14 protein-coding genes and 1 riboswitch are annotated in these 17,387 nt (G+C 68.2%); of the genes, 8 read left to right on the top strand and 6 right to left on the bottom strand.

Annotated elements, in window-relative coordinates:
* Positions 1-7: 7 nt before the first annotated feature.
* From btuB to ACVCL3_RS10625, 4 genes are all read right to left on the bottom strand, one after another.
* Positions 8-1,873, bottom strand: a complete 1,866-nt coding sequence (gene btuB, locus ACVCL3_RS10610) for a TonB-dependent vitamin B12 receptor (RefSeq protein ID WP_447101243.1) — start codon at positions 1,871-1,873, stop codon at positions 8-10.
* A gap of 123 nt (positions 1,874-1,996) precedes the next feature.
* Positions 1,997-2,227, bottom strand: a riboswitch (cobalamin riboswitch).
* Positions 2,228-2,340: 113 nt separating this feature from the next.
* Positions 2,341-3,489, bottom strand: coding sequence for an N-acetylglucosamine-6-phosphate deacetylase (nagA, locus tag ACVCL3_RS10615; RefSeq protein ID WP_447101244.1), 1,149 nt, complete (start codon positions 3,487-3,489; stop codon positions 2,341-2,343).
* Between the two features lie 120 nt (positions 3,490-3,609).
* Positions 3,610-4,641, bottom strand: a complete 1,032-nt coding sequence (locus tag ACVCL3_RS10620; protein ID WP_447101245.1) for an SIS domain-containing protein — start codon at positions 4,639-4,641, stop codon at positions 3,610-3,612.
* A 9-nt stretch (positions 4,642-4,650) separates the two neighbouring features.
* Positions 4,651-5,403, bottom strand: coding sequence for a GntR family transcriptional regulator (locus ACVCL3_RS10625; RefSeq protein WP_136259285.1), 753 nt, complete (start codon positions 5,401-5,403; stop codon positions 4,651-4,653).
* Between the two features lie 398 nt (positions 5,404-5,801).
* Between ACVCL3_RS10625 and zwf the strand changes: the two genes are divergently transcribed.
* The 4 genes from zwf (at position 5,802) to eda (ending at position 10,791) form a co-directional block, all read left to right on the top strand.
* Positions 5,802-7,265, top strand: a complete 1,464-nt coding sequence (zwf, locus tag ACVCL3_RS10630; RefSeq protein ID WP_395120872.1) for a glucose-6-phosphate dehydrogenase — start codon at positions 5,802-5,804, stop codon at positions 7,263-7,265.
* 75 nt (positions 7,266-7,340) lie between these two features.
* Complete coding sequence (pgl, locus tag ACVCL3_RS10635) at positions 7,341-8,054, top strand: 6-phosphogluconolactonase (protein ID WP_447101246.1); 714 nt, start codon at positions 7,341-7,343, stop codon at positions 8,052-8,054.
* A 104-nt stretch (positions 8,055-8,158) separates the two neighbouring features.
* Positions 8,159-9,976, top strand: a complete 1,818-nt coding sequence (gene edd, locus ACVCL3_RS10640) for a phosphogluconate dehydratase (RefSeq protein ID WP_447097611.1) — start codon at positions 8,159-8,161, stop codon at positions 9,974-9,976.
* A gap of 158 nt (positions 9,977-10,134) precedes the next feature.
* Positions 10,135-10,791 (top strand): bifunctional 4-hydroxy-2-oxoglutarate aldolase/2-dehydro-3-deoxy-phosphogluconate aldolase, encoded by a 657-nt coding sequence (gene eda / locus ACVCL3_RS10645; protein WP_447097612.1) that lies wholly within the window; start codon positions 10,135-10,137, stop codon positions 10,789-10,791.
* A 15-nt stretch (positions 10,792-10,806) separates the two neighbouring features.
* Here eda and ACVCL3_RS10650 read toward each other — a convergent pair whose 3' ends face one another.
* Together ACVCL3_RS10650 and ACVCL3_RS10655 are read right to left on the bottom strand one after the other, a co-directional pair.
* Complete coding sequence (locus ACVCL3_RS10650; RefSeq protein ID WP_447097613.1) at positions 10,807-11,376, bottom strand: relaxation protein; 570 nt, start codon at positions 11,374-11,376, stop codon at positions 10,807-10,809.
* 31 nt (positions 11,377-11,407) lie between these two features.
* Positions 11,408-13,645 (bottom strand): hypothetical protein, encoded by a 2,238-nt coding sequence (locus ACVCL3_RS10655; protein ID WP_447101247.1) that lies wholly within the window; start codon positions 13,643-13,645, stop codon positions 11,408-11,410.
* 154 nt (positions 13,646-13,799) lie between these two features.
* On the opposite strand from ACVCL3_RS10655, the gene ACVCL3_RS10660 reads away from it, so the two are divergent.
* The 4 genes from ACVCL3_RS10660 to ACVCL3_RS10675 are packed head-to-tail and all read left to right on the top strand — an operon-like array spanning position 13,800 to position 17,360.
* The gene (locus ACVCL3_RS10660) at positions 13,800-14,648 is read left to right on the top strand and encodes an ankyrin repeat domain-containing protein (protein ID WP_447101248.1); all 849 of its coding nucleotides are present in this window, start codon (positions 13,800-13,802) and stop codon (positions 14,646-14,648) included.
* Between the two features lie 20 nt (positions 14,649-14,668).
* Positions 14,669-15,553: an ankyrin repeat domain-containing protein gene (locus ACVCL3_RS10665; RefSeq protein ID WP_447101249.1), complete on the top strand. Its 885-nt coding sequence runs from the start codon at positions 14,669-14,671 to the stop codon at positions 15,551-15,553.
* Positions 15,554-15,573: 20 nt separating this feature from the next.
* Positions 15,574-16,461, top strand: a complete 888-nt coding sequence (locus ACVCL3_RS10670; RefSeq protein WP_447101250.1) for an ankyrin repeat domain-containing protein — start codon at positions 15,574-15,576, stop codon at positions 16,459-16,461.
* Positions 16,462-16,481: 20 nt separating this feature from the next.
* The gene (locus ACVCL3_RS10675) at positions 16,482-17,360 is read left to right on the top strand and encodes an ankyrin repeat domain-containing protein (protein WP_447101251.1); all 879 of its coding nucleotides are present in this window, start codon (positions 16,482-16,484) and stop codon (positions 17,358-17,360) included.
* Positions 17,361-17,387 lie beyond the last annotated feature (27 nt).

Here is a 17,387-nt window from a genome sequence, read left to right on the forward strand (position 1 = left end):
CCGCCGATCAACGCGCGCCGGGGCGGTAGCGCAAGGTCAGCAGCAGCTCGCGCCCGGGCTGGTTGAAGTACCAGACCGTTTCGTAGTGGCGGTCGAACGCATTGGCCAGGCGCGCCTCCAGTTGCCAGGCGCGGTCGAACTGCCAGCTCACACGCAGGTCGGTGGTGGCGTAACCGCCCAGTCGGTGTGCGTTGGCCGCATCGTCATAGCGGTGCCCGGCGGCGTTGAACGTGGCGCCGACGCCGAAGGCGCCGTAGCGGCGGTCCAGGTCGATGCGCGCCGTCTGCTCGGCGCGGCGCGGCAGCACGTTGCCGTCGTTCGGGCCGCCATCCTCGTTGCGCGGCTGCAGCCAGGTCAGGTAGCTCTGCAGCTGCCAGCCGCCGAGCCGGGCGCCAAACTGGCCTTCCACGCCGCGGATGCGCGCCTTGCTGATGTTGCGCGGGAAGTACTGGCTGTCCAGCGCGATCAGCTGGTCGATGCGCGTCTGGTAGGCGTTCAGCGCCCAGTTCCAGCCATCGTGCTGCCGGCTCAGGCCCAGCTCGGCGCTGCGCGAAGTCTCCGGTTTCAGGTCCGGATTGCCGCTGCCGTAGGGGTAGTAGAGATCGTTGAAGGTGGGCGCGTGGAAGGCGCTGCCGTAGCTGGCGGTGAGCTTCACGCCGCTGTCGAAGTGATAACCCCAGGCCAGTGCGCCGGTGTCGTGGTGGCCGTACTGGCTGTTCCTGTCGCGCCGCGCGGAGAGCGCCAGCTCGTTCGGCCCGAACGTGGCCTGGTACTGCGCGTACGCGCCGGTGTCGTGGCGGCGGGTGGCGAGAAAGCCGGTGTCGCTGTCGATGTGCTCGCCCTGCCAGTCGATGCCGAGCGTCAGCAGCTGGTCCGCGGCCAGGTTGATGTCGTTCTGCCACGAGGCCTGGTTGCGGCGCGAATAGATGTAGCCGACGAAGCTCGCGTTCTCGTAGTTGTCGTAGCGGTCCAGGTTCTGGCCCACGCTGAGCGTGCTCTTCCACGCCTGCAGCGGACGGAAGCCGAAGGTCGAACCGGCGACCTGCTGCACGGTGCGCCAGCGGTTCTGGTAGCTGCCGTCGAAATGCGCCTCACCCAGGCTGCGCAGCCAGGTGCCGGTCAGTTCGGCACCGTTGTCCCAGCGGTAGCCGCCGCTGGCGCTGAGGTTCTTGTTGCGCGACGGATCGCGATCCGGCTCGTCGGTGAAGCAGCCGGCGAAGGCCGCGGCGGCGCCGACGCGGCAGGTGTTGATGCCGCCGGTGTACTGGCTGCCCGCGCCCAGGTTGTACCAGCCCTGTTCGCTGCCGCCGGACAGCCCGAGCTGGCCGCGCAACAGCTTGTCGGTGCCGGCGGTGAGCGCCAGCGACGGTTCGAGGCCGCCGTCGCGCGAGCCGCGGCGGGTGAAGATCTGGATCACGCCGCCGATCGCATCGGCGCCGTAGAGGCTGGAGCGCGGGCCGCGCACGATCTCGATGCGTTCGATCTGCTCCACCGGAATCTGCTCGAACGCGGCCAGCCCCGCGCTGACCGAAGCCACCCGCACGCCATCGACCAGCAGCAGGGTGTGGGTGGAATTGGCGCCGCGCAGGAACAGCGAAGTCTGCTGGCCGTAGCCGCCGGCGTTGGCGAAGCTCACGCCGGGCAGGCCGGTCAGCAGGTCGGCGATCGACACCGGCTGCAGCCGCTCGATGTCGGCGCGGCTGATCACGCTCACCGACGACAGCGAGTCGCCGATGTCGATCGGCGTGCGCGTGGCGGTGACGATCACCGGCTCCAGCGAAATGGCGCGGTCCTGCCCGGATGGGTCCTGCCCGGTCGCGCCGGCACCGGTGGCGCAGGCCAGCAGCAAGCTGGCCAGCAAGGTCTTCTTCATCTTCTTTTTCCTTCGCCGCGCACCCGCGCACGGCCGCATGTCCAGAGGGAATGGCAGCCGGGCGAAAAAACGGGGACGGAACGACGGACAGACAGGCCGTGGTCCGGCCTCGCCCACCGCGAGCCACCAAGGAGCGTCCAGGCCGGTCTCCGGGCTCGCGAGTGGCGGGCGGTGATTCCGCTCGCCGCGAACGGCGCCTTCCCGTGCATCGCACAGTGGCCTTCGCCGTTCGTGTCTTTCGCTTACCGTTGCGGGGGCAGCGCCGGCCTTGCAGTGTTCGCACACCACGCACCGGCTTCCCGTTTCATCCCTTGGGCGTTGAACCGTCGGGACACCTGAACCGCGTCACTGTAGCGGCGGACGCCCATTCGGGCAATGGTGCGGGAGTGAGTGGAGAGGAGTGAGAAACGAGAAAAGGCGGGTCGAGGCGTGGTGCTGGCTCTCTCTCACCTCTCACTCCTCTCCACTCACTTCTCGCCCCGCTCCTCGCCGCCGATCCAGCTTTGCTGCACGCGCAACGCATCGTCCATCGCCACCAGATCGGCGCGGCAGCCGGCCGCGATGCGGCCGCGGCTTGCGCCAAGACCGAGGAACTCGGCCGGCCAGGTGCTGGCCATGCGCACTGCCTCGTCCAGCGGCAGGCCGAGCATCTGCACGGTGTTGCGCACGGCGGCGGCCATGTCGAGCGCCGAGCCGGCGAGCACGCCGCTGGCGGTCTGGCAGATGCCGTCTTTCACGGTGATGGTTTCGCCGTTGAGCACGTAGTCGGGGCGGTCGGCGCCGACCGGCGGCATCGCGTCGGTGACCAGCAGCATCTTGCCGCGGGCCTTGGCGGCGATCGCCACACGCAGGCTGGCCGGGTGCACGTGGTGGCCGTCGACGATGATGCCGCACCAGCTCGCCGCATCTTCCAGCGCGGCGCCGACCACGCCCGGCTCGCGGCTGCCGAACGGGGTCATCGCGTTGAACAAATGCGTGAAGCCGCGCACGCCGGCATCGAGTGCGGCGCGGGTGGTTTCGTAGTCGGCGGCGGTATGGCCGGCGCAGACGATCACCCCGGCGGCGGCGAGCGCGCGGATGCTCGCTGGCGGCACCCGGTCCGGCGCCAGCGTGACCAGCCGGATGCCGCGATGGGGTGCGCACAGCAAGGCCAGCTCGTCGGCGCCGGGCACGTGGAAGTACTTCGCGTCGTGCACGCCCTTGCGGGCGGGCGCCAGGTACGGCCCTTCGAGGTGGATGCCGAGAAGGCCCGGCACGCCTTCGGCCAATGCCTGTTCCACCGCCGCCAGCGCTTCGCGCATCACCTCGACCCGATCGCTGATCAGGGTCGGCAGGAAACCGGTGGTGCCGTAGCGCCGGTGGGCCGCGCCGATGCGGCGGATCGTCTCCACCGTCGGTGCCTCGTTGAACAGCACGCCGCCACCGCCGTTGACCTGCACGTCGATGAAGCCCGGCAGCAGCATGGCGCCGGCGAGATCCTGCCGCTGCGCATCGCGCACGCGCGGATCGGATGGCGGCAGCAGCTCGGCGATGCGCTCGCCATCCAACAACACGGCGAGGTCGTCGCGCCAGCCGTCGGGGGTGAGTACGCGGGCGTGGGTGAGGGCGTGAAGCATGGCGAATTCCGTTGATGATGCGCGACTGAAGGAGCAATACCCTCGTAGGGCGGGCACTGCCCGCCGCTCCCCGTCACGCGAAAATAAAGGCCGGCGGGCAGTGCCCGCCCTACGGCATGCTCAAACCGTCTCCGTGACCTTGTTCAGATGCGGCGGCACGTCGGGGTTGAAACCGCGGCGCAGCGCAAGCTCGCTGGCGGCGCGGTAGAAGCTCTGGATGATCAGCAGCGGCGTGCACAGCGCGGGCAGGCCACCGGGCACCGGCAGCGTGCCGGGGCCGTGCTGGCCCGGCGCGGCAACGAAGACCTGCGCGCCGCGGCCGCGGAACTCGCGCGCCACCGCCAGCGTGCTGGCCAGGGTGTCGTCGTCCTGGGCGAAGCACAGCACCGGGAAGTCCGGTCCGACCAGCGCCATCGGGCCGTGCTTCACCTCGGCGGCGCTGAACGCCTCGGCGTGCAGGCCGCAGGTTTCCTTGAACTTGAGCGCCGCTTCCAGCGCGATGCCGAGGCCGAAGCCGCGGCCGACCACGAACAGGTTGTGCGCGCCGACCAGGCCTTCATGGAGGCTGGACCAGTCCGCATCCCAGCTCTTGCGCAAGGCGTCGGGCAGGGTCGGCAGCGCGGCGTCGAGTTCGGCGTCGCCGCTCCAGCGCGCGCACAGGTGCAGCACCGCGGCCAGCGCGGCGAGGTAGCTCTTGGTCGCCGCCACGCTGCGCTCGGGCCCGGCGTGCAGCGGAATCACGGTGTCGGCCAGCGCGGCCAGCGGCGAACCGACCACGTTGACCAGCGCCACCACGCGCGCACCGGCACGTTTCGCCGCCTCTGCGGTGCGCAGCAGGTCGGGGCTCTTGCCCGATTGCGAAATCGCGATGAACAGCGCGTCCCGCCACTGCTGCTCGGCGGCATACACCGAGCTCACCGAGGGCGACGCCGAGGCGGTGGCGATGCCCAGCTGCGTCTCGAACACGTACTTGGCGTAGGCCGCGGCGTGATCCGAACTGCCGCGCGCGCAGGTGACGATGAAGCGTGGCGGCGCCTCGCGCAGCGACTGCGCCAGCGCGCTCACCACGGCTTCGTTGGCGGCAAGCTGGCGCGCCACTACCGCGGCCGATTCCTGCGCTTCGCGGAACATCAGGGTGTCGCTGGCGTTCATGCTTGTCCTTCAGTCGGTGTGCAATTCGGCGACGAAGTCGTAGATGTCGCCGCGATACCAGGAGGTGGTGAACTCGACCACGCGGCCGTCGTCGAGGAAGCTGCGCCGTTCGATGTTCAGGCCGGCGCTGCCCACCGCCACGTGCAGCAGCCGCGCCTGCTGCGCGTTCAGCGACACCGCGCGCAGGCGCTGCAGCGCGCGGCGCGGGCGGCAGCCGAGTTGTTCGAGCGCCTCGTACAGCGAGTCGCGCACCAGCATCGGATCGGGCAGCACGCTGGCCGGCACCACGCTGCGCTCGATCGCCAGCGGCTCGTCCTGCCCGTAGCGCAGGCGATGCAGGCGCACCACCAGCGAGCCGGGCGAGAGGTTCATCGCCATCGACTCCTCCGGCGTCACCTCGCCGATCACCCGCTCGAAGAACTCCGAACGCGGGCGCAGTCCGCGCTCGCGCAGGTCCTCGGTGAAACTGGTCAGCCGCGACATCGGCTTGACGATGCGCTCGGCGATGAAGGTGCCGGCGCCGTGGCGCTGGGTCAGCAGGCCTTCCTCGACCAGGCCGGCGATCGCCTTGCGCACGGTGACCCGCGAGAGCTTCAGCACCAGCGCCAGGTCGCGTTCGCTGGGCAGCGCGTGGCCCGGCTCGACGTCGTGCTGCTGCACCACGTTGCGGATCGCCTGGCGCAGTCGCAGGTAGGCCAGCGGCTGGTGATTGGCCGGGTCGCGGCAGATCCGGCGGTATTCCTTGGACAAGGTGGTTTCCATGGCGCGCACCATACCAATAGCGATCCACCGGCCGCAAGCCATGACGGTGCGATATGCCCGCCAGCAAACGCTCGGCCATCCCCAGCCGTTCGCACCGAGCGTGGCTCGCGCCGGCGAGCGGGGTCGAAGTGCATCGCCGGGTGACCGGACCCTTCGACTTCCTTGCTCCCCAAGGCACAGCCATCCCTGGCTGCTCCCCGCGTACGGCCTGCGGGAACGGCCTGCGCTCAGGGAGAACGGGGGTGACGGGACTGCCTGCGGATCGTTCTGCTGGGGCCGCCGATGAATTCGTATGCAACCGGGTAGTCGCTCTGGTATTTCACTGGTACCATCGGCAAAAACCCGGGCAGCGGCATCCGGCCGCGGCCCGCCAGCCGGCATCGAGTCGAGGTGATCGCGTGACTGCTTCCCCCCAAACCGTCGAGCCATTCGACCTGGTGATTTTCGGCGGCACCGGCGATCTCGCCGCGCGCAAATTGCTGCCGGCGCTGTTCCACCGCTTTCTCGACCACCAATTGCCGCCCAGCAGCCGCATCGTCGGCGTGGCGCGCGAGGCGCTGGACGACGCCGGCTATCGCGCGCAACTGCGCGAGGCGCTGATCGCGATCTGCGATGCCCGCCAGCTGGACGAGTTCCTGCAGCAGGTGTTCTACCGTCCGCTGGATGCGCGCAAGGACGAGGGCTGGGACGATTTCGCCGCCTTCATCGGCGCCGAGCCCGACCACGTGCGGGTGTTCTACCTGTCGACCTCGCCCGAACTGTTCGTCGACATCTGCAAGCGGCTGGGCCATTACGGCTTGAACCAGGGCAAGTCGCGCGTGGTGCTGGAGAAGCCCATCGGCCGCGACCTGGACAGCGCCAACCGGATCAACGACGCGGTCGGCCAGGTGTTCGACGAAACCCAGACCTTCCGCATCGACCACTACCTCGGCAAGGAGACGGTGCAGAACCTGCTGGTGCTGCGCTTCGGCAACGCGCTGTTCGAGCCGCTGTGGAACTCCGCGCACATCGACCACGTGCAGATCACCGTGGCCGAGACGCTGGGCGTGGGCCACCGCGGCGCCTATTACGACCGTGCCGGCGCGCTGCGCGACATGGTGCAGAACCACATGCTGCAACTGCTGTGCATGGTGGCCATGGAACCGCCCTCGTCGCTGGCGCCGGACGCGGTGCGCGACGAGAAGCTCAAGGTGCTGCACTCGCTCAAGCCCATCGACGCGAGCAACGCCGGCCAGCTCACCGTGCGCGGCCAGTACCGCGCCGGCGTGGCCGAGGGCGCCAGCGTGCCCGGCTACGGCGAGGAACTGGGCAACGCGAAATCCGATACCGAGACCTTCGTCGCGCTGAAAGCCGAGATCGGCAACTGGCGCTGGGCCGGCGTGCCGTTCTACCTGCGCACCGGCAAGCGCCTCGCGCATCGGGTGTCGGAGATCGCGGTGACCTTCAAGCCGGTGCCGCATTCCATCTTCGACGCCGCCTCCGGGTCGCTGGCGCAGAACCGGCTGGTGCTGCGGCTGCAGCCGGACGAGGGCGTGAAGCTGTGGCTGACCATCAAGCACCCCGGCCCCGGCGGCCTGCGCCTGCGCCACGTGCCGTTGGACATGAGCTTCGCCGAGGCGTTCGGCGTGTCGCAGCCCGACGCCTACGAACGCCTGCTGCTGGACGTGGTGCGCGGCAATCCCACCTTGTTCATGCGCCGCGACGAAGTGGAAGCGGCCTGGCGCTGGGCCGGCCCCATCCTGGCCGCGTGGAGCGACAGCGGCGAAGCGCCGCGGCCGTACGCGGCCGGCAGCTGGGGGCCGAGCGCGTCGGTGGCGCTGATCGAGCGCGACGGCCGCACCTGGCACGACGACAACGAATAGGCGCGCACTTCACCTGCTGCCTGCGCCGCCCCAACCACACTGGAACGCATCACCTCGCCGCCGATCGAACCCGCCATGTCCGCACCCACCAACGTCACCACCCACAGCTTCACCGGATGCCAGGCGCAAGCCGTGGCGCTGGCCGAGCGCGTGGCCGAACGCCTGCGCGACGGCCTGGCGCAACGCGGCCAGGCCGTGCTGGCGGTCTCCGGCGGCAGCACGCCGAAGGATTTCTTCGAGCAGCTGTCGCGCCAGGCACTGGACTGGACCAGGGTGCAGGTGACCCTGGTCGACGAACGCTGGGTGCCCGAAAGCGACGTGCGCTCCAACGCGCGACTGGTGCATACGCACCTGCTGCAGCACGCCGCTGCCGCGGCGCCATTCATTCCGCTGTACACCGGCGACGCCAGCCCGGAGGCCGGCCTGGCCCGCGCCGAAGCACGCATCGCCACGTTGCCGCTGCCGTTCGACGCGGTGGTGTTGGGCATGGGTGACGACGGCCACACCGCTTCGTTCTTTCCCGGCGGCGACCACCTCGCCGAAGCGCTGGACCCGCACGGCAGCATGCGCGTACTGCCGATGCACGCGCCCGGTGCCGACGAGCCGCGCATCACGCTGACCTTGCCCACGCTGCTGCAAACGCGCGCGTTGTACCTGCTGGTGGCCGGCGAGAAGAAGCGCGACGTACTCGCCGACGCGCGGCTTGGCCTGGGTGCCGCGCGCGACTATCCGGTGCGCGCCGTGCTGACCCAGCAACGCGTGCCGGTGGCGGTGTACTGGTGCCCTTGAGAGCGAGAAACGAGTGGGGAGGGGTGAGAAATGAGTGAACCACACCCGCCACTCCCGCCGTCTCTCGTTTCTCACTCGTCTTCACTCATTTCTGGATTTGAATCATGACCACGCTGCATCCCGTCGTCGCCGAAGTCACCGAACGCCTGCGCGAACGCAGCCGCGAGACGCGCGCGGCGTATCTCGCGCGGATCGACGCGGTGGATCGCAGCGGGCCGCGGCGCGGGCACCTGTCCTGCGGCAACCTTGCGCACGGGTTCGCCGCGTGCGGCAGCGAAGACAAGGACGCGCTGCGCAACGGCCACCGCGCCAACCTGGCCATCGTCACCGCCTACAACGACATGCTCTCGGCGCACCAGCCGTACGAACGCTATCCGGCGCTGATCCGCCAGATAGCGCGCGACGCTGGCTTCACCGCGCAGGTCGCCGGCGGCGTGCCGGCGATGTGCGACGGCATCACCCAGGGCCGTGCCGGCATGCAGCTGTCGCTGTTCTCGCGCGACGTGATCGCGCTGGCCACCGCGGTGGCGCTGTCGCACGACATGTTCGACGGCGCGCTGTTCCTCGGCATCTGCGACAAGATCGTGCCGGGCCTGCTGATCGCGGCGCTCAGCTTCGGTCATCTTCCCGCGGCCTTCGTGCCCAGCGGCCCGATGCCCAGCGGCATCCCCAACGAACAGAAGTCGAAAGTGCGCCAGGCGTTCGCCGACGGCAAGGCGAGCAAGGCCGAGTTGCTCGAGGCGGAGGCCGCGTCATACCACACCGCCGGCACCTGCACCTTCTACGGCACCGCCAACTCCAACCAGATGCTGATGGAGATCATGGGCCTGCACCTGCCCGGCGCCAGCTTCACCGCGCCGGACACGCCGCTGCGCGACGCGCTCACCGCCGAGGTGGTGCGCCGCGTCGCCGCCAACAGCGCACTGGGCGGACATTACCTGCCGCTCGGCCACCATCTCGACGAGCGCGCCATCATCAACGGCGTGATCGGGCTGCACGCTACCGGCGGCTCGACCAACCACCTGCTGCACCTGGTGGCGATGGCGCAGGCCGCGGGCATCCAGTTGCGCTGGGACGATTTCGACGCGCTGTCCGGGGTGATCCCGCTGCTGGCGCGCGTCTATCCGAACGGCTACGCCGACGTGAACCAGTTCCACGACGCCGGCGGCATGGCCTTCCTGATCGACCAGCTGCTCGGCGCCGGCCTGCTGCACGGCGACGTCAAGACCATCTTCGGCACCGGCCTGGAGGGCTACGCGCAGGTACCGTATCTGGACGACAGCGGCACGCTGCGCTGGAAACCCGTGCCGAAGCAGAGCGGCAACCGTGGCGTGCTGCGCGGCGTGGACGAGCCGTTCCGCCCCGACGGCGGCTTGCGCCTGCTCGACGGCAACCTCGGCCGCGCCGTGATCAAGGTCTCCTCGGTGCCGGAGGATCGCCTGCTGATCGAGGCGCCGGCGATCGTGTTCAACGACCAGGACGAGGTCGCCGGCGCCTACCAGCGCGGCGAGCTCAACCGCGATTTCGTGGCGGTGGTGCGCTTCCAGGGTCCGCGCGCCAACGGCATGCCCGAGCTGCACAAGCTCACCCCCACGCTGGCGGTGCTGCAGGACCGCGGCCACCGCATCGCCCTGCTCACCGACGGGCGCATGTCCGGGGCTTCCGGCCGCGTGCCGGCGGCGATTCACGTGACGCCCGAGGCGGTCGCCGGTGGCAACATCGCGAAGATCCGCGATGGCGACATGATCCGGCTCGACGCTGCAAATGGACGTCTGGACGTCCTTGTCGAGACGGACGAACTGGACGCCCGCCTGCCGCACCTCGCCGACCTGTCGCACGACCACACCGGCATGGGCCGTGAGCTGTTCGGCCTGTTCCGGCAGGCCGCCACCAGCGCCGATTTCGGCGCGGGGGTGCTATAGGCGATGTAGGGCGGGCATTGCCCGCCGGCCTTTTTCTCCCGACTTCGCGGCCAAACGGCAGCGGCGGGCAGTGCCCGCCCTACACCGCGAAGGCGTCCGCAGCCTTCTCCACTCGCCCAGCGCCGAAAATGCCGATCATCAACCCACCGAGCCATGTCATGACCAGCCTCATCGAGCAGAAGCAGGAACAGATCGAAGCCACTATGCGCCTGGCGCCGGTGATTCCGGTGGTGGTGATCCATGCGCTGAGGGACGCGGTGCCGATGGCGCGTGCGCTGGTTGCCGGCGGTGCGCCGGCGATCGAGGTGACCTTGCGCACGAGCGTGGCGCTGGACGCGATCCGCGCGATCGCCGCGGAGGTCGAAGGCGCCACGGTGGGGGTCGGCACCGTGCTCGGCGCTGGCGACCTGCGCGCGGCGCAAGCGGCCGGCGCCCGCTTCGCGGTGTCGCCCGGCATCTCGCCGCGCCTGCTCGATGCGGCCGACGACAGCACGCTGCCGCTGCTGCCCGGCGCAGCCACCGCCAGCGAGGCGATGAGCCTGCTCGAGCGCGGCTACCGCCACCTGAAGTTCTTCCCCGCCGTGCCCGCCGGTGGCCACAAGCTGCTCGGCGCCTGGGCCGGCCCGCTGCCGCAGATTCGCTTCTGCCCCACCGGCGGCATCAGCCTCGCCAACGCCACGGATTTCCTGGCCTTGCCCAACGTGCTGTGCGTGGGCGGCTCCTGGCTCACCCCCGCCGACAAACTGGCGGCAGGCGACTGGGCCGGCATCGAGCTGCTGGCGCGCGAGGCGAATGAATTGCGGGAACGGCGCTGACGCGTCGCGCCGGGCTCAGCGCGGCAGCACCGGCAGGTATTGCCGGCGTTCGCCGAAACGCGGCGCCTTGAGGTCCACGCGGGCGCACAACTGCCCATCGCACAGATTCACATCGGCATCGTTGTATGCCTTCAGCAACTGCGCGGAAAGCTGGTTCTGCTCGATGACCTTGCGATAGTGCAGCGACAGCCACGCGCCGCCGGCGAGCAGCAGGGCCAGGCACAGCGCCACCGCGCCGAAGGTCTTCCACAGCAGATGCCGGTGCAGTCGCTCCAGGCGCTCGATCCGTTCGGCCAGCGCGTGGGCGCTGCCGGACACCTCCTCGCCCGATGCCTGCAGGTGCTGCCGGTAGTACTGCACGGCCTGCCCCAGCCCTTCGCGCGTCTCGTGGGCTACCCGCGCCGGCAGCGCCTGCATGGAGGCATCGGCGGCCTGCTCCACGACGCGGGGCAGTTGCGTGGCCAGCGCCTGCATGTCCTGCATCAGCCCCTGCAGGCGCCCGCCGAGGTGGTCGCATCGTCGCTCGAACTGCTCCATCAACTGCGCGGCCTGGCTGACCAGGGTCATGCATTCGGTCTCGTTCATGGCTTGGCTTCCCTGTATGCCGACGGCCGCTTCAGCGCATCATCGTCAGCGCGCCGGCTTGCGGCTCCGCCTGCTGGGGTGACAGTGCCTGCCACGCGGCCGCCTGCTGCTGGCGATCCACGGCAAGCATGGCCTCGGCGTGCAGCGCCTGCCCCGCCGGCAGACTCGCCAGCGTCCTTGTGCCCTGGCGAAAGGCATCCCAGTTGCCGGATTGCGCGGAATCCAGCATGCCTTGCACAAAGGCGCTCGGGTCCTGTCCGACCGTCGCCGGCATGCGCGCGGAGGTCGCGGGGCGCTGCAGCGTGTGGAGCAATGCCATGCCCGCGTGTTCCTGGCGACGGATGTCTGCATCCAGGCTGGGCAACACCGTGTCTTTCATGCTGTGGCGGTTGACCGCTTCGGCCACGGTGGCCTCGCCATGCTGCGCGACGTGGCTGCTCTGCCGCACGGTTCCAGCCGGATGGGTCAGCAGCTCGCCGGCGGCGACCGCGCCGGCGCCAGCGACGGCACCGACGGCGGCGCCGGCTTCGGGAGCATGTTCGGTGGCGCGGCGCACCGATGCGCCGTAGGCGCGATAACCGTCACCGATGCGCGCGCCGCCTTGCCGTGCCTCACGTTCCAGCGTCTGCCCGGCGACGCTCGATGCATGCCGGACGCGATCCGCGCCCACGTCGGCGAACCGGCGTATCGCGCCGGCATCGCGCTGCGCCTCGTGCCATTCGCGGTCGGCCTGCGCCTGATGATGCCCGGCGCGGGCGGCGGCGAGGCGCGCCTCGTTGTCGGCGACCTGGCGCAGACCCTGCAAGCCGGGAACATGGCTGCCCGCACGAAGCACGGCGCCGTCCAGGTCCGCGCTCAGTTGCGCCAGCGTGCCCAGCCCGCGCTCGACCGAGGCGCGGACCTCGCCGTGCACCACGCGCAGGTCGGCGACCGCGGCGGCACCGTAATGCATGGCGCCCGCCACCAGCCGGCCGTGACCCTGCACGCCCTCGTTCAGCACGTAGCCGAAAACCTGCATGCCGCGCTGCACGTGGTCGCCGGTGCGCTGCGCGTTGTGCTCGATGCCGCGACCGCCGGCAGCGATGGCATCGCCAACGCGCTTGCCGCCCGCGCCGCCGGCAAGCGCGCCGGACACCACGTTCATCAGCGGGCCGGCATCGGCGCCGAGCTCGCCAAGCGACGGCTGCGCCGGACGATCCACCAGCTGGCCCTGCGCATCGCGCATCTTCGGCGGCAGTTCGATCGGGTGGGCGCCGGCGGCGAGCGGCACGCCGGCCAGGATCTTCGCGCCGGAATGGGAGCTGAGATAGGCCACCAGCTCCATCGCGTCGTCCTGCATCTTGCGGTCGTACGGCAGCGCCTGAGCGAGTCGCGCGCGCAGCAGATCCTGCATGCCGTCCAGCTGTCCCAGTTCGCCCAGCTGCCGCGCGGCCAGTCCCAGCTGCGCCCGCGTCACCGCGTCCATGTCGTGGGCGCCACTCTGGGCGTCGTGGAGCATTTCGCCGTGGACGTAGTAGCTGTGGATGGACGAGGTCCCGTAGAGCGTCCCACCGTGCTGCTCCACGTAACGGTGCGCGGTGTTGGGATGCAGCCCGGCACTGTTGAACGTGTATGTCGGCATGCCGGTCACCTCGGCAGCGGCGCTGGCGCCAGCTCCTCCTTTGGAGTGACCTGTGAGATCGAATATTCCCTCGAAGTCGTGCTTTAAATCTGTGCTCAACTTCATCGCTCGATCGGCGTGGTCGCTCTCCAAACCAACACCTTGACGGCCATTTTCGATCCAGTCCTCCAGCGCGGACTCGCGCAGGACAATGCCGCCTTTGCCATCCGGCACCGCAACCGGCCCATTCGAACCCTTCAGCGCAACGGCGGGGTTGACTTCCGGTCCGTAGACCTTGGGGTCTGGCACGTAGATCTCTGCCCGGAAGTCGGAATGCAGAGGCTGAAGGCGGTCTCTAATCTCATGCTCGCTCCAGTCCACACCCATCCGCTGTTCAAGCAACTCGGGATGCTCGCTGATGCGTATCCAGCCGAGGCCAGGTGAGACTGGTTCATGCGCTCCAGAACGGTAGACATCGTCGTCCAACTCGGCCATGTCGCGAGCATGGTATAGCCCGTCCAGAACATCGGCGCGTTCGATCAACTCGGGATTGCCCGTGGCGCGCCATTGCGCCAGCAATTCCTGCCGCTGTCGTACCTGTTCGATCTTTTCCTGCAGCGTATGCGGCGATTGCTCGGGCAATACCGGATCACCGGGCATGGTCGGCATGATCGTTCTCCCTGATTCCATGATGAGCCGCACAGATCCATCTGACTGCACGAGGTTCGCACTATGGACATGGTCCGCGGGCGCGTCAATCGGGTAAGCTTTTCGGCAACTCACTAGGGTATGCCACATGCGAATTCAGGGACGTTTCGCTCGGTTGCTGTTGTTGGTCGTGTTCGGTGGTTTGGTTCTGGGGGCTTGTTCGATCCCGCCACCACCGGCCAGGCAACCGTTCCGCGCCACCGACCACTTCCAGGGCAAGGCGCTGGAACTGGCGCAAGCAGTGGATCGCAAGGATGCCGCTGCCATCCGCCATCTGATCAAGGACGAGGGCGTCAATCCCGACACGATCTTCGACCAGGCCAACATGCCGATGGTCGCCTGGCCGATCATCAACCAGAACTTCGACGGCCTGCGCCTGCTGCTGGACAACGGCGCCAGCCCCAATGCGCGCAAGATGATGCCGCTGCGCGAGCGCGGCAAGGCGGGAGAAGACAACGCCCTGGTCTTCGCCGCCGGCCTGCCCGACCAGCGCTACCTCAAGCTGCTGCTTGATCGCGGCGGCGATCCGAACACGATGAGCTCCAACGACGAGCAGCTCACTTACGTCGCCACGCTGCATCACGTCTGGCCCAACGTGCAGCTGTTGATCGAACGCGGCGCCGATATCAACCAGCCGCTTTACTCCACTGATGGCTATAACACCGTGCTCAATTGGTACACCGAGTTCGGTGACTTCAAGCAGGCCTATTGGCTGCTGCTCCACGGTGCCGACCCGACTCGAAAGATCAAGGCCGATCCCGGCACACGCAACTACGGCCGCATGCCAATGGTCGAGGACATTTATTACAAACCGGTCCAACCTCGCGAAATCGATTGGAAGCGCAAGTGCCAGCACTGGCTGCGCGACAATGGCATCGGTCGGCCACCGATACGCCCGGCCATGCAGGCCGATCTCGAAAGACTTGGCCTGCCCAGTGAAGAGAAGGACATCCCGCTGCTGTAACCCCAAGGAAGCGACACGACATGGAACGTCGGCATCGACATCTGCGCGCGGCGGCTGTGGCCTGGCTGCTCATCCTCGGCGGCCTCGGCCTGGTGGCCTGTTCGATCCCGCCGCCACCGGCCAGGCAACCGTTCCGCGCCACCGACCACTTCCAGGGCAAGGCGCTGGAACTGGCGCAAGCAGTGGATCGCAAGGATGCCGCCGCCATCCGACACCTGATCAAGGACGAGGGCGTCAACCCGGACACGATCTTCGACCAGGCCAACATGCCGATGGTCGCCTGGCCGATCATCAACCAGAACTTCGACGGCCTGCGCCTGCTGCTGGACAACGGCGCCAACCCCAATGCGCGCAAGATGATGCCGCTGCGCGAGCGCGGCAAGGCGGGAGAAGACAACGCCTTGGTCTTCGCCGCCGGGTTGCCCGATCAGCGCTATCTCAAACTGCTGCTCGACCGTGGCGGCGATCCGAACACGATGAGCTCCAACGACGAGCAGCTCACCTACGTCGCCACGCTGCATCACGTCTGGCCCAATGTGCAGCTGTTGATCGAGCGCGGCGCCAACATCAACCAGCCGCTTTACAGCGACGACGATTACAACGCCGTGCTGAGTTGGTACAGCAAGTACGCAGACTTTGAAGAGGTCTACTGGCTTCTGCAACACGGCGCCGACCCGACCCGCAAGATCAAGGCTGACCCCGGCACGCCCAATTACGGCCGCATGCCGATGGTCGAGGACATCTACTACGCGCCGGTGCGGCCCGACGGCGTGGCATGGCAGCGCAAGTGCCAGCACTGGCTGCGCGACCATGGCATCCAGCGCACGCCCGAAATGGGCGTCTGGGGCGACTACCGCAAGAAGCTTGGCGTGGCGAGCGATCCGAAGGACATTCCGCTGCTGTAATCCCAAGGAAGCGATACGACATGGAACGTTGGCATCGACATCTGCGCGCGGCGGCTGTGGCCTGGCTGCTCATCCTCGGTGGCCTCGGCCTGGTGGCCTGTTCGATCCCGCCACCACCGGCCAGGCAACCGTTCCGCGCCACCGACCACTTCCAGGGCAAGGCGCTGGAACTGGCGCAAGCAGTGGATCGCAAGGATGCCGCCGCCATCCGACACCTGATCAAGGACGAGGGCGTCAACCCGGACACGATCTTCGACCAGGCCAACATGCCGATGGTCGCCTGGCCGATCATCAACCAGAACTTCGACGGCCTGCGCCTGCTGCTGGACAACGGCGCCAACCCCAATGCGCGCAAGATGATGCCGCTGCGCGAGCGCGGCAAGGCGGGAGAAGACAACGCCTTGGTCTTCGCCGCCGGGTTGCCCGATCAGCGCTATCTCAAACTGCTGCTCGACCGTGGCGGCGATCCGAACACGATGAGCTCCAACGACGAGCAGCTCACCTACGTCGCCACGCTGCATCACGTCTGGCCCAACGTGCAGCTGTTGATCGAACGCGGCGCCGATATCAACCAGCCGCTTTACAGCCGCGACGACTACGACGCCGTGTTGAGCTGGTACACGCAGTACGGCGACTTCGAACAGGCGTACTGGCTGCTACAGCACGGTGCCGATCCCACCCGCAGAATGAGGGCCGATCCCGGCACGCCGAATTATGGCCGCATGCCGATGGTCGAGGACATCTACTACGCGGACGTCATCAAACCTGACGTCATCGAATGGCAGCGCAAGTGTCAGCACTGGTTGCGCACCCATGGCATTCGCCGCACGAACGAAATGGGTCGTTGGGCAAGGTATCGCGAGGGACTGGGCGATCCGTACAAACCGGAAGACATCCCGCTGCTGTAACCCCAAGGAAGCGACACGACATGGAACGTCGGCATCGACATCTGCGCGCGGCGGCTGTGGCCTGGCTGCTCATCCTCGGCGGCCTGGTGGCCTGTTCGATCCCGCCACCACCGGCCAGGCAACCGTTCCGCGCCACCGACCACTTCCAGGGCAAGGCACTGGAACTGGCGCAAGCAGTGGATCGCAAGCATGGCGCCGCCATCCGCCACCTGATCAAGGACGAGGGGGTCAATCCCGACACGATCTTCGACCAGGCCAACATGCCGATGGTCGCCTGGCCGATCATCAACCAGAACTTCGACGGCCTGCGCCTGCTGCTGGACAACGGCGCCAACCCCAATGCGCGCAAGGTCGAACCGCTGCGCAAGTATGGCAAGCAGCGCAACAACGCCATGGTCTTCGCTGCAGGCCTGCCCGACCAGCGCTACCTCAAGCTGCTGCTTGATCGCGGCGGCGATCCGAACACGATGAGCTCCAACAACGAGCAGCTCACCTACGTCGCCACGCTGCATCATGTCTGGCCCAACGTGCAGTTGCTGATCGAACGCGGTGCCGATATCAACCAGCCGCTTTACAGCCGCGACGACTACGACGCCGTGTTGAGCTGGTACACGCAGTACGGCGACTTCGAACAGGCGTACTGGCTGCTACAGCACGGTGCCGATCCCACCCGCAGAATGAGGGCCGATCCCGGCACGCCGAATTATGGCCGCATGCCGATGGTCGAGGACATCTACTACGCGGACGTCATCAAGCCTGACGTCATCGAATGGCAGCGCAAGTGTCAGCACTGGTTGCGCGATCACGGCATCCCACGCACGGACGAGATGGGCCGCTGGGCGCGATATCGGCAGGGGCTTGGCCATCCATACAAGCCCGAAGACATCCCGCTGCTCTGATCCGCTCGAACCGGCACGCATCGGAAC

The organism is Rhodanobacter sp. UC4437_H4 (assembly GCF_052978425.1).